The organism is Sphingomonas montana, assembly GCF_001956315.1.
Classification (GTDB): Bacteria; Pseudomonadota; Alphaproteobacteria; order Sphingomonadales; family Sphingomonadaceae; genus Sphingomonas_R; species Sphingomonas_R montana.
This window is the reverse complement of record NZ_KV887140.1, coordinates 46,596-59,114: the sequence shown is the minus strand read 5'-3', so window position 1 is coordinate 59,114 and position 12,519 is coordinate 46,596. Positions and strand designations below refer to the sequence as shown.

Sequence of the window (12,519 nt, the reverse complement as noted above, 5' to 3'; positions counted from 1 at the left end):
CGGCGATGATCTACCCGTCGCACGGCTTTCGCGGCAAAATATTATACGATACGCGGCATGTTCCGTCGCCGCGGCGTGTGCCCTATCGTCCAATTACGCGACGATCCGGGCCGGCGGCCCGGCCAAGTCGACAAGGGGGGTGCATATGAGTTTCCTGGGACCGATCAAGCCGATCGACCAGACCCGCGGCGATCCGGCGCATCGGTTGCGCGCGACGCTGAGCTGGCCGCATCTGGTTGCGCTGGGCGTGGGGGCGATCGTCGGCACCGGCATCTATACGCTGACCGGCGTGGGGGCCGAGCGGGCGGGGCCGGCGGTGCTGCTGGCGTTTGCGATCGCGGGCGCGGTCTGCGCCTGTGCGGCGCTGGCCTATGCCGAACTGGCGACGATGATCCCGACCGCGGGCAGCGCCTATACCTACACCTATTCGGTGTTGGGGGAGACGCTGGCCTGGGTCGTGGGGTGGAGCCTGATCCTGGAATATTCGCTGGCCTGTTCCACGGTCGCGGTCGGATGGTCGGGCTATCTGATCGGCTGGCTGCAATCGGCCGGCGTCGTGCTGCCGCCGCTGTTGCTGGCCGGGCCGCATGGGGGCGGGATCGTCAACCTGCCGGCGGTGCTGGTTTCGTTGGGCGTGGCGGGGATGCTGATGGCCGGCACGCGCGAAAGCGCCACGCTGAACATCATGCTGGTCATCATCAAGCTGGTGGCGCTCGCCACCTTCGTCATCATGGCGCTGCCCGCCTTTTCCGCGGACAATCTGCACCCGTTCATGCCCTACGGCTTCGCCAGCCATGTCGAGGGCGGCCAGACGCGCGGCGTGATGGCGGCCGCGGCGATCGTGTTCTTCGCCTTTTACGGCTTCGATGCGGTCGCCACATCGGCCGAGGAAGCGAAGAACCCGGGGCGCGACCTGACGATCGGGATCATCGGATCGATGGCGGTCTGCACCCTGATCTACATCCTGGTCGCGCTGGCCGCGGTCGGTGCGCTGCCCTACACGGCGCTGGCCGGGTCGTCCGAACCGCTGGCGCTGGTGCTGCGCTCGCTGGGCCATCCGGTGGCGTCCTATCTAGTCGCGGGAGCGGCGCTGGTGGCGTTGCCGTCGGTCATCCTGGTGATGATGTACGGGCAGAGCCGGGTGTTCTTCGTGATGGCGCGCGACGGCCTGTTGCCGCAGGGGCTGGCGCGTGTGTCGGGACGGACCGGATCGCCGGTGCTCATCACCGGCATCACCGGCCTGTTCGTGGCGGTGATCGCGGGCTTCTTCCGGCTGGACGAGATTGCGGAGCTGGCCAATGCCGGTACGCTGATCGCGTTCATCGCGGTGGCGGCGTGCATGATGATCCTGCGCCGCCGCGCGCCGGATCTGGTGCGCGTGTTCCGGTGCCCCGCACCCTATCTCGTCGGCACGCTGGCGATCGCGGGGTGCCTGTACCTGATGGTCAGCCTGCCGGGGACGACGCTGGTGCGGTTCGTCGGCTGGAACATGCTCGGGCTGCTTGCCTACTTCGCCTATGGCCGGCGGCACAGCCTGATCCGCGGCTGAGGCAGGACACTTCGGGGTGATTCATACCGGACCGGTCCACGCCGAACGCAGTCGGAGCACCTTGAGAGGAGGTTAGCCGTCTCGGCTGCGCTCGACTTCGCTCGGGATGGACGGTTCCGCTTAAGCCTCAGGCTTGAACGGACGGCGGGCGTGGCGGGCCGGGGCTGGATCACCGCTCCGGCGAAGACTCCGTCCTGGCGAGCAGGGCGATCAGATCGGCTTTCCAGTTCGCCGCCCAGGTATGCGTGCCGTGGCCATGTGTGTCGGCGGTTTCGGGGATCAGCCGGAACTGCGCATTCTTCATCCGCGCCACCGCGCGGGCGGGGAAATCCAGACCGCGCGGGTTGATGAAATCGTCGGCCGAATTGATCCACGTCATCGGCGCGGTGATGCGTTCCAGCCCCGGCCAGGGATCGTAGGTCCGCGACGATTCGAACTGGTAGATCATGTCGTTGGCGTCGCGGCTGGCGATATCCTTCGCGACCCGATCGCGGACATAGGCCTCGGCCGGTTCGCGCGTCGGGTAGAGTTTCTGGAGGTTGAGCGGCGCACCGCCGGCGATGGTCGAGATCGACGCCGCGGTACGCAGGCCGAGTACCGGCTGGGTACGATATTCGCCGCCGGCCCAGGCGGGGTCCGCCTTGATCCCGTCGACCACCATCTGCCGCCACATGCGGTTCAGCCCGGCGATCTGGGCCGGCTGGCAGGCGAGCGGCAAAAGCGCGCGGGCACCGTCCGGATAGGTTTCGCCCCACAGGAACGCGTGCATGCAGCCCATCGACGTCCCGATCAGCAGCCGCAACCGACCGACGCCCAGACTGTCCAGCAGCAGGCGTTGCGACCGGACCATGTCGCCATAGTCATAATGCGGGAACCGCATGCGCAGGCCGTCGGACGGCTTGGACGACAGGCCGTGGCCGATATTGTCGGGTAGGATAATGTAGTAGCGCCGGATATCGAGCGGCTGGCCCGGGCCGTACAGTTCGTCGGCAAATTGCGGGCTGAGGAACTGTTTGCCCGATCCGCCGGTGCCGTGCAGCACCATCACCGCGTTGACGATCTTCCCGTCAGCAGTACGGCGTGGCATGCCGAGCGTGGTGTAGTGGAGGCGCAGCGCGGGCAAGGTGCGGCCTTCGGTGAACTTGAACGTGCCAAGCGCCATGTCACCCTCGGTCGTCGGCCAGGCCTTCGAAGGCGCGGCGCGGGCCTGCGAGGCGATCGGTGCGGCGGGGGGTGGGGCCGGGGACACGGTGGGCGCTTGCGCGGCGAGGATCAGGGCGAGCGTCAGCGGAATCATGCACGGCTCCGGAATGGATCAGTCGGCGGCCGGCAACGGTAGCGGATCGTGCGGATATGCGAACCGGAAAACGGGTTCCAGAAATCGGAGGGTGGGGCCGCCTGATCAGGCGGCCCCCGTTCGGTCAGGCGGTGACCTGTTCCGCCTTCGGGTTGATGCGCGATTCGGCCATCGCGGTCAGCTTGTCGTCGGTGGCATATTCCTCGTCCAGCGTGAGCTTGAGGATCGCCGCGCTGTCTTCGCGTCCGAGCTGGCGCGCCCATGAGATGAGCGTGCCGTAACGCGTGATCTCATAATGCTCGACCGCCTGGGCGGCCGCGATCAGTGCGGCGTCGAGCACGGCCTTGTCCGCGATCTCGCCGGCGACCTCGTTCGTCTCCTTGATGATGCCGTCGATCGCGGGGCAGGTGACGGCCTTCGGCTTTTCATCGTGCAGTGCAAACACCTGCTCCAGCCGGGCGACCTGCGTCTCGGTTTCGGCCACATGGGCCTCGAACGCCTGTTTCAGGTCGGGCGAGGTCGCCTTGGCGATCAGCTTCGGCAGGGCTTTCAGGATCTGGTGTTCGGCATAATAGACGTCCTGCAACTGATGGATGAACAGGTCGTCGAACGTCTTGATGTCGCTGCTGAAGAGACCCATGGCGCATTCCTCGTCTGCCGATGCCGGTGCGGCGGTCGGTTCGGGGGGCACAACGGCTCGCGCGACCGGAGGTTTCCGATTTCCTGCGCGCCGACGCCGTGTCACCGAACGGTCTTGCGTTCGTCATGCGACCGACACGGACGCGGGCGAAGCGCCGGGGACTGCGTTTCAGGGGGCTTGCCATGACAGACCGATTTGCCGTCCGGCAGCCGCTCGGGTTGAGCAACCGATGATCGCGTCCGGGTTCACGCGACGTGGCGCGATCGGCTCCGTCGCCGCGGGCTGTGCGCTGGCGCTCTCCCCCCGCGCGACGGCGGCGACGGCGGTGCCGCTGGTGATCGCGCATCGCGGCGCATCCGCGCTGCGCCCCGAACATACGCTGGCGGCCTATGCCAAGGCGATCGCGGACGGCGCGGACTATATCGAACCGGATCTGGTCGTGACGCGCGACGGCCTGCTGGTGGCCCGCCACGAAAACAACATCGCCGAGACGACCGACGTGGCGGGCCGCCCCGAATTCGCCGGGCGGCGGACGCGCAAGACGGTGGACGGAACCGCACAGGACGGCTGGTTCTGCGAGGATTTCACGCTGGCGGAACTGAAGACGCTGCGCGCGGTCGAGCGGCTGGGCGGGATGCGTCCGGTCAGCGCCGGTTATGACGGCCAGTTCCAACTCGCGACGTTCGAGGAGATCGTCGATTTCACCGCGGCCGAGGCGGCGGCGCGCGGGCGCACGATCGGGCTGATCCCCGAACTGAAGCATGGCAGTTATTTCGCCGGGATCGGCCTGCCGCTGGAGGACCGGTTCCTTGGCGTGCTGGCCGCGCACGCCTATACGCGCCGCGCGCCGGTGGAGGTGCAGTCGTTCGAGATCGCCAACCTGCGCTACCTGCGCACGCGGCTGGGCCGGCCTGCGAACGTCCGGCTGGCGCAGCTGATCGATGCGGGCGACGTACGCCCGGCCGACGTGGCGAAGGCGGGTGGCGACACGACCTATGCCGCGATGGCGACCGCCGCCGGACTGCGCACGATCGCGACCTATGCCGATGTCGTGGCGCCGGGCACGCGCGCGATCATCCCATTGCGCGCCGACGGGCGGCTGGGTGCGCCGACCCGGCTGGTCGCGGATGCGCATGCGGCCGGGCTGCTGGTCCATCCCTGGACGTTCCGACCGGAGAATCGCTTCCTTGCGGCCGATTTCCGCGATGGGGCTGGGGAAAATGCACGCAACCCGGCCGGTTCGATCGCAGAGATCCGGCGGTATCTGGCCACCGGGATCGATGGATTCTTCACCGACGACCCGGCCCTTGGGCGGGCTGCGCTACTGCCGGTCGGCGCTTGATCGACTCGATCTAGCCACTCATCCGTCTGGTTCGAACCAAACGGAGCTGAGCAAATGCTCGACCGGTGCGGTCGGGGCCTAGCCGGCCGGCGGCACCGGCAGGTCGAAGACGAGCAGCGTCGAGGTCGCCGATGCGCAGAGCCGGCCGGCGGCATCGGTCAGCGTCGCCTCCGCAAAGGCGGCGCGGCGGCCGATCGACAGGATCCGCCCCTCGGCCCGGACCGGCCCGCTCGCGTCGTTCAGCGGGCGGTGATAGGCGACCTTCAGTTCCAGCGTAGTGTAGCCCTGTTGCGCGGTCAGCCGCGAATGGACGGCGCATCCGCACGCGCTGTCGAGCAGCGTCGCTGCATAGCCGCCATGGACCGACCCGATCGGGTTGTAGACGCTGCGGTCCGGATCGCCCTGGAACACCGCGCGACCGTCTTCGATCTCGATCAGCGTGAACCCCAGCGTCACGCCGATCGGCGGCGGCGTGCCAGCATCCATCAGCGCGCGCAGCTGGTCGATCCCGCTCAGCGCGGCCGCATTGTTCCTGATGACGTCCAAGCCCGTTACCCCTCTGCGGTCAGAGACAGCTATAATAGCCCGCGCGCTGCATGCGGGGCACGCGCCGCGCGATGTTGGTGCCGTAGCGTCGGGTGAAGCCGGTCGGGGCGATCGCCCCACGCTTCTTGGGCAGCGGCAAGACGGCGGCGATCCGTGCGGCCTCCGTCATGCTGAGCCGCGACGCATCGTGGTGGAAATAACGGATTGCGCCGGCATTGACGCCGTAGGTGCCGATGCCGGTTTCGGCGATGTTCAGATAGACTTCCATGATCCGCCGCTTGGGCCAGGTCGCCTCGATCAGCACGGTGAACCAGGCCTCCAGGCCCTTGCGGAAGAAGCCGCCGCCCTGCCACAGGAACGCGTTCTTTGCGACCTGCTGGCTGATCGTCGATCCGCCGCGGAGGCGACGCCCGGCTGCATTGGCACGCATCGCCTGTTCGATCGCCGTGACGTCGAAACCCCGGTGGCGACAGAAATTGCCGTCCTCCGCGGCGATCGCCGCGCGTGGCATATCCGGATCGATCCGGCCGATCGCCATCCAGTCCTTTTCGATCCCGCGCCCCGCCGCCAGATCGCCCAGCATCGTGGCGGTGACGGGCGGCGGCACGAAGCGGTACGCAAGCACCCACAGGACCGACAGGACGACGAACAGCAGCACGGCGCGCAGCAGGAACCGCATGATCCGCCGGCCGCGCGATCGTGGCCGGGCCGGGGCCGGCGGGGATGCGGAGCGGGACTGCGGCCAGGTCATCCCTGCGCCCTAGCCGATCGGCGGTGCGCCGTCATCCCGCCCGCGCCGCAACGGCCGATACGCGCCGACGCCGTCTGGCCGCTTGCGTGCGCGCGGGCGTTGGGAGATGTCCGGGACATGAAATCCATATATTTCCGTAACGTCGCCCCAGCGATCGTCCTGGCTTCGCTGGCGTTGGCCGCGACACCCGCCGCAGCGCAGGATGCGACCGGTTCCGCCGCTGCGCTGCGGCCCTATTGCCCGACCCGGCCCAGCCTGGGGGCGGGCGCATGCATCGTCGATATCGGCCACCCCATGCTGGAAATGGGCATCGGCGACTGGCAACGGACTGAGGGCGAGGGCATGCAGACCGATGTGTTCGTCACCGGCGATGCGCTGTTGCGCGTGGCGCTGGGCGGGACGACGGAGGTGCAGGTCGGCTGGACCGCGGTGGGGCGCGAACGGGCGCGCGATGCGGACGGAATGGTCGCCCGGCGGACGCGGATCGGCGACGTGGCGCTGCGGCTCCGCCAGAACATCGTTCACCCGGACGGCAGCGGCTTCAGCATCGCGGTACAGCCGTTCGTCACCCTGCCGATCGGGCGCGAACCGATCGGCGCGGGGACATGGGGCGGGGGGGTGACCGTGCCCATGGGGTATGAAGTAAACGATGTCGTCCAGCTGCAACTGACCGCGGAGCTGGACGCGACGCCGGACGAGGACGGGCGCGGGCGGCACCGCTTCGTCTCGGCGATCGGTGGCATCGCGCTGGCGCTGAGCGATGCTGTGTCGACGACGGTCGAACTGTCCGCCGCGCGCGACCGCGACCCGGACGGGTTCTCCACCATATTGCTCGCCGCGCTGTCGGGTGGCTATCAGGTCAGCGACAATGCCCAGGTGGATGCCGGCACCGCGATCGGGCTGAACGCCGACAGCCCGGACGTGCGGGTATTCGTCGGGTTTTCGCGGCGGTTCTGAGGGTGGTTGCGACGTGCCAAGTCGATATCACGCGGGGCTAACCAAAAGAAGTCGGGGATATCGATCGACGTCATTCCGCCCTGCTCAAGCCCCCGGGAGCGCCGTCGACAGGGTGGTGAAGGTCGCGTCCTGCGCCTTACCCTGGGCGACCGCGGCGGCGAGGGCGCGGTCGAGGCGGGCGGTATCGGCGGGGCGGGCGCTTTCGGCCTGGGCGACGCGCAGGCGATCGAGCGCTTCGGTTGTCGTGGCGGTCCGTTCGCGAATGACCTCCAGTCGCGAAACCTGCTGCTGGGCCGCGATCCAGGCGTTGCTGCCGACCGCCGCACCGCGCGCGCGACCGACCGCCCCGCGGGTGATCGCGGCGGCGGCGGACCAGTCGGACACGGCGCTGCGCAGGTCGGCTTCCAGCGCGGCGACGCGGGCGTCCAGCGCGGGATCGGCGGCGGGGGCCGGGGCCGTTTCCGTGCGTTCGGGCTGGCGCGCAATGGTTTCGATCGGCCGCGGGGCAAGCGACGGGAATGCAGTGTCGCCCGCGCAACCGCTGAGCAGCGCCAGCGCGGTGCAGGACAGGACGGCGAGGCTGCGACGGACGGCGGGGCGGGTGCGATATGTCATGCCGCCTTATGCAGCATCAATTTCCTGTCGCAACGGGGTTGCGCGATCCGGATACGGTGGCTAGAGACCCTCCCACGGCGCACCCATAGCTCAGCTGGATAGAGCATCAGACTACGAATCTGAGGGCCGGGCGTTCGAATCGCTCTGGGTGCACCAACTCCAATCCGCCGGAAACGGCAGGGCCGGTCTCTTCGGAGGCCGGCTTTTTTGTTGGCCGCCTACCGCAGATCCGCGAGCGCGCCGGCGGGGGCATGGACGACGGTGCCGTGGCGTGCGCTGCGCGGCATGACGATCCGATCCGACACATCCTGCCATGTCACCAGATCGCGCGAGCGGGCGGCACCCCAGCCGCCGTCGCGGTACCGGTCGTAATAGACATAGGTCCAGCCGCCGGTCCGGATCGCGGTCGGCCCTTCCACCCAGGCGGGGGTGAAGGCGGGGGACAGCGCGCCGAACGGCCCGGTGGGTGACGCGGCGCGCGCGATGCGGAGATGCTTGCGTTCCGGCGTCAACGTCTCGTCCTTGACGATCAGATGCAGTCCGCCGGCCCGATCGGTCGTGAACGTCGCGTCGATGACGCTGAACCCGGGATCCCAGAGCAGTTCGGGCGGCGAGATGGTCACGAAATCGCGCGTCGTCGCATACCAGAGGCGGTGATTATACGCGTCTTCCGACGTGCCGGCGGTTTCGGGGAAGCGGCCGGTGACCGTGCTGGACCAGAACAGCATGAAATGGCCGGCGCGTGCGTCCCAGATCATCTCCGGTGCCCAGACGTTGCGCGTGCCGGGGATGGTGGCCATCACCGGGATGGCGCGTTGCGGCGACCAGTGGATCAGGTCATGGCTGGTCGCATGGCCCAGCGTCACCCCGGTCCAGCCGGTGGTCCACAGCAGGTGCCACGGATCGCCGGACCGCGGCCCGGGGGTCAGGAACGGATCGCGCAGCAGTCGGCTTTCGCCCACGGTGGGCGACAGCAGGACGCGGCCGCCCAGCACCGGATCGAACCGCAGGCCGTCCGTGCTGCGCGCCAGGCGGAGCCCGGCAGGATCGCCGCGCACGCCGGAGAAATAGGCGAACAGCAACGTCGCATCGGCCGGAGCGGACACCCGGCGCGCGGCGGCGAGCGCAGCCCCGCCGATCAGCAGTGCGAGTGCGGACCGACGGTCCGTCACGCCAGTTCGGTCAGGTCGAGTTCGGCCAGCAGCGCCGACCGGGCAGTCCGGATGGCGGCATGCAGCGCCAAATCGGCCAGCGTATCGGGCGCGATGCTGACCGGCCAATGCCGTTCGACCACCGCGGCAATCCGGTCCAGCCGGGCGTCGTCGACCAGGAAGCGCGGATCGACGGTCGACGGATCGCAGACGACGCGCAGGCGGAGGCAGGCCGGCCCGCCCCCATTGGCCATCGATTCGCGGACATCGACATGGTGGACGGCGCGGATCGGCCCGTTGCCGGCGATCAGGTCCGTCACGAAACCACGGACGCTTTCCACCCCCTGCGCCTCCTGCGGCAGGATCAGCGTCGGCACGCCGCCGGGCGGTTTCACGAGCTGCGCGTTGAATAGGTAGCTGCGGATCGCATCGGCCAGCGGCACGCGGGCGGCGGGCACCTCGACGATTTCGACCATCGGCAGCAGCGCGCGCAGATCGCGATAGGCCGCCGCCGGGTCCGCGAACGCCAGTTCATGCGCGAACAGGACCGCGCCGTCCGCCACCGCGACGACATCGTTGTGGAACGCCCCGGCCGCGATCGCCGCATCCGATTGCCGCCAGAACAGCGTGCGGGCGGGGTTCAGCCCATGACGGCGCGCGACGGCGCGGCTGGCCTGTTCGGCCTGCCGGGCGGGGAATGCGCCGCCGGGTCGGCCGTAGACGAAGATCTCGACCCCCGGCGACCCGTCCGACGCGGCGAGTCTCATGTGGTTGGCCGCGCCCTCGTCCCCGAATGGCGTGGGAACCGGGCCGTGGACCGCGAACGCCGGGTGCGCGAAGGCGATCCGCAACTGGGCCAGCGTGGCTGGCCATTCATGCGCGCGGTGCGGCATGGTGAGCAGGTTCGCGACGCTCAGGTGGCAGCGCGCGTCGGCGGTGTCGACGGCGGGTGAGACGGTCGCGGCGTTGGCGGCCCACATTGCCGATGCGCTCATCGCGTTCGCGATCAGCAACGGATCCGCGCCGGCCGCATCGGTGCTAAGCGCCGCCAGCCAGTCGGTATCGGGGCGCGGATGGGGCAGCAGGATGCCCTGCGTCAGGCCGAGCGCGCGGGCGGCGCGCATCTTGGCGATCCCTTCCAGCGCGGCGGCACGCGGGTGCGCCACGCGCCCGGCATTGCCCTGCGCCGCCAGATTGCCGATGCTGAGGCCCGCATAATTGTGGCTCGGCCCGACGATGCCGTCGAAGTTGATTTCCACGACGGCCTCAGCGCGCGACATGGACGAAGCCCCCGCCGACCGGCAGTTCCAGCGCCGCCGCCGCCGCCGGGGCGACCGCCATGCCATCCGTAGTCGGCGCGATCCGGCCCCAGGCGGCGCGGAACCCATCGAACCGGCCGGTGGCCAGCAGCGCGACCATGCCGTCCGCCGCGTCGCCCGCGGCGCGGATCGCGTCCACGGCCCCGCCGATGGTGGCGATCCGGTCGGTCTGCGCGGTCATGGTCGGCCCGCCGTCGAAGATGTCGACATAGCCTTCATAGCCGAAGCCTTCCTTTTCCAGCATCCGCATCGCGGCCCGGCCGGTGGGGTGGGGCAGGCCCAGCACATGCCGCGCCGGCTCGCTCAGCATCGCCAGATAGACCGGATGCTTGGGCATCAGGTCCGCGATGAACTGCGTGCCGTGGGTGGCGTTGAATTCGTCCGCGTCCTGAAACCCCATGCCGAAGAACTTGGCGCCCAGCCCGTCCCAGAAGGGGGAGCCGCCCGCTTCGTCGATCACGCCGCGCAGTTCCGCGATCACCCGGTTCGCGAACCGCGCACGGTGCTGGCGGATGAACAGATAGCGGCTGCGGGCGAGCAGCAGGCCGAGCCCGCCGGCGCGTTCGCGCGGATGGAGGAACAGCCCGCCGACCTCCGATGCGCCTTCATAGTCGGTGGTGAGCGACAGCATCTCCGCCTTGAACGTGCGGCCGAGCTCGCGGCTCGTCTGGCTGAGCGTTCCAAGGCGGTAGCTGTAGAAGGGGCAGGTCATCCCGACGCAGGCGAAGATCTGCGCAGTGCCGGCCACGCGGCCGTCCTCCGCATTTTCCAGGATCAGGACGAACAGGTCGTCGCCGGTCGCATCGTCGGTGCGGGCGAAGGCGGCGGCGGACCGCGCCAGTTTCGCCGCCAGCGCGGGCCGGTCGGGCGGCAGGTTGGTGAAGCCGCCGCCGGTCAGCTTGGCCATTTCGTACAGCGCATCGATGTCGTCGACACCCGACGGACGGACGACGAATGTCATGGGCGGAAGCCTTCCGTGGCCAGCCGATGCAGCACCAGCGCGGACAGCCGGGCGCGTTCGGCCAGGCTGTCGATCAGCAGATATTCCGCATCGCTGTGGATCGCGCCGCCGCGCGCGCCCATCGTATCGACCACCGGCACGCCGCAGGCCGCGATATTGTTGCCGTCGCACACCCCGCCGGTCGCGCGCCAGCCGATGTCGAGGCCGAGTTCGGTGCCGCACGCCCGCACCAGCGCGAACAGCCGTTCGGCGGCGGGATCCAGCGGCTTGGGCGGCCGGCCGAAGCCGCCGTGCAGGTGGATCGTCACGTCGTGGGCCGCCGCCACCATCGCGATCGCGGCATCGAGGTAGGACCGCGCGCGGGCTTCGTCGTCGGGCGTGGCGGGGCGCATGTTGATGCGCAGGATGGCATGGTCGGGCACGACGTTGTTCGGCCCGCCGCCGTCGATCCGCGCCGGATTGACCGACAGCCGCGGGCCGGCCGCCTTCGCCATGCGCAGCGCCAGATCGGCCGCGGCGACCACCGCGTTGCGGCCGTCCTCCGGATTGCGGCCGGCATGCGCGCTACGCCCGGTGATGATGGCGGAGAAATTGCCGCTGCCGGGGCGGGCGCCGGCCAGCGTGCCGTCGGGCAGTGCCGGTTCGTAGGTGAGCGCCGCCGCCTTGCCCTGCGCCGCCGCCGCGATGAGCGCCGCGGACCCGCCGGAGCCGACCTCCTCGTCCGCGTTCAGCACGACTTCGTACCCCAGCCGGTCGCGCGCCGGATCCCTTTCGATCGCCACGAGTGCGGCGAGCATGATCGCGATCCCGCCCTTCATGTCCGCCACGCCCGGGCCGTTCAGCCGGTCGGGGGCGATGCGGTGCGTCGCCTGGAACGGATGGTCCGCCCCGAAGACGGTGTCCATATGGCCGGTCAGCAGGATCTGGACAGGCGCATCGGGCCGGACGCGCAGGTGCAGGTTATGGCCGTGCGGCTGTTCGGCGCGGGTCCCGTCGGGGTGGACCGCGTCGACCGGATCGGGCGGCAGCAGGGCGATCGGACCGGGAAGGACGGAAAATGCGTCGGCCAGCATGGCGGCGATCGTCGCGAGACCGGGCAGGTTGCGCGACCCGCTGTTGACCGCGGACCAGGCGAGGACCTGGTCAAGCATCGGGGCGGCGGCGGCACGGTCGAGCAGGGCGATATGGGTCATCGCACGGATAGTAGGGCGGGAGCGGGCAGAGTGGAACCTGCGATCCGCGCTATGGCGCAGGGGGGATCATGTCGGTGGGCGGGACCAACCGCGAACGCCCGTCCATCCCGAGCGCAGCCGAGGCCACAGCGCCCCTCGGCTGCGCTCGGGGAGGTGCCTCGACTGCGCTCGGCATGGGCGGAATCAGAGGGGTGGACG

12 protein-coding genes and 1 tRNA gene are annotated in these 12,519 nt (G+C 69.6%); 4 read left to right on the top strand and 9 right to left on the bottom strand.

The window, feature by feature from the left end; all coding sequences use genetic code 11:
• Nucleotides 1–145: 145 nt before the first annotated feature.
• Complete coding sequence (locus tag BKY59_RS01765) at nt 146–1,549, top strand: amino acid permease (protein WP_076068433.1); 1,404 nt, start codon at nt 146–148, stop codon at nt 1,547–1,549.
• Nucleotides 1,550–1,718: 169 nt separating this feature from the next.
• Here the strand turns inward: BKY59_RS01765 and BKY59_RS01760 are convergent, their stop codons facing one another.
• Nucleotides 1,719–2,846 (bottom strand): alpha/beta fold hydrolase, encoded by a 1,128-nt coding sequence (locus BKY59_RS01760; RefSeq protein WP_076068378.1) that lies wholly within the window; start codon nt 2,844–2,846, stop codon nt 1,719–1,721.
• A 124-nt stretch (nt 2,847–2,970) separates the two neighbouring features.
• A complete protein-coding gene (locus BKY59_RS01755; protein ID WP_076068377.1) occupies nt 2,971–3,486 on the bottom strand; it encodes a YciE/YciF ferroxidase family protein in 516 nt (171 codons plus the stop codon).
• 229 nt (nt 3,487–3,715) lie between these two features.
• Here BKY59_RS01755 and BKY59_RS01750 point away from each other — a divergent pair, with 229 nt between their 5' ends.
• Complete coding sequence (locus BKY59_RS01750; protein ID WP_076068376.1) at nt 3,716–4,828, top strand: glycerophosphodiester phosphodiesterase; 1,113 nt, start codon at nt 3,716–3,718, stop codon at nt 4,826–4,828.
• 78 nt (nt 4,829–4,906) lie between these two features.
• On the opposite strand, the gene BKY59_RS01745 is transcribed toward BKY59_RS01750, so the two are convergent.
• On the bottom strand, nt 4,907–5,374 hold the full coding sequence (locus tag BKY59_RS01745; protein ID WP_240499916.1) for a PaaI family thioesterase: 468 nt from the start codon (nt 5,372–5,374) through the stop codon (nt 4,907–4,909).
• 19 nt (nt 5,375–5,393) lie between these two features.
• Nucleotides 5,394–6,125 (bottom strand): monofunctional biosynthetic peptidoglycan transglycosylase, encoded by a 732-nt coding sequence (gene mtgA, locus BKY59_RS01740; protein WP_083671820.1) that lies wholly within the window; start codon nt 6,123–6,125, stop codon nt 5,394–5,396.
• Between the two features lie 117 nt (nt 6,126–6,242).
• Between mtgA and BKY59_RS01735 the strand changes: the two genes are divergently transcribed.
• Nucleotides 6,243–7,082, top strand: a complete 840-nt coding sequence (locus BKY59_RS01735) for a transporter (protein ID WP_076068374.1) — start codon at nt 6,243–6,245, stop codon at nt 7,080–7,082.
• 84 nt (nt 7,083–7,166) lie between these two features.
• Here the strand turns inward: BKY59_RS01735 and BKY59_RS01730 are convergent, their stop codons facing one another.
• Nucleotides 7,167–7,697 carry a hypothetical protein gene (locus BKY59_RS01730; RefSeq protein WP_076068373.1) on the bottom strand — a complete coding sequence of 177 codons (531 nt, stop codon included), beginning with the start codon at nt 7,695–7,697 and terminating at the stop codon, nt 7,167–7,169.
• Between the two features lie 79 nt (nt 7,698–7,776).
• Here BKY59_RS01730 and BKY59_RS01725 point away from each other — a divergent pair.
• Nucleotides 7,777–7,853 (top strand) — tRNA-Arg (locus tag BKY59_RS01725).
• A 62-nt stretch (nt 7,854–7,915) separates the two neighbouring features.
• Here BKY59_RS01725 and BKY59_RS01720 read toward each other — a convergent pair.
• From BKY59_RS01720 to BKY59_RS01705, 4 genes are read right to left on the bottom strand one after another with little or no spacing between them, the layout of a single operon-like run.
• Nucleotides 7,916–8,869: a glycoside hydrolase family 43 protein gene (locus BKY59_RS01720; RefSeq protein WP_240499915.1), complete on the bottom strand. Its 954-nt coding sequence runs from the start codon at nt 8,867–8,869 to the stop codon at nt 7,916–7,918.
• Nucleotides 8,866–10,128 (bottom strand): N-succinylarginine dihydrolase, encoded by a 1,263-nt coding sequence (locus BKY59_RS01715; RefSeq protein WP_076068430.1) that lies wholly within the window; start codon nt 10,126–10,128, stop codon nt 8,866–8,868. Before BKY59_RS01715 ends, BKY59_RS01720 begins: the two co-directional genes overlap by 4 nt.
• Nucleotides 10,115–11,128, bottom strand: coding sequence for an arginine N-succinyltransferase (locus BKY59_RS01710; RefSeq protein WP_076068372.1), 1,014 nt, complete (start codon nt 11,126–11,128; stop codon nt 10,115–10,117). The genes BKY59_RS01715 and BKY59_RS01710 overlap by 14 nt, the downstream gene beginning before the upstream one ends.
• Nucleotides 11,125–12,321 (bottom strand): hydrolase, encoded by a 1,197-nt coding sequence (locus BKY59_RS01705; protein WP_076068371.1) that lies wholly within the window; start codon nt 12,319–12,321, stop codon nt 11,125–11,127. The genes BKY59_RS01710 and BKY59_RS01705 overlap by 4 nt, the downstream gene beginning before the upstream one ends.
• Between the last annotated feature and the right edge of the window lie 198 nt (nt 12,322–12,519).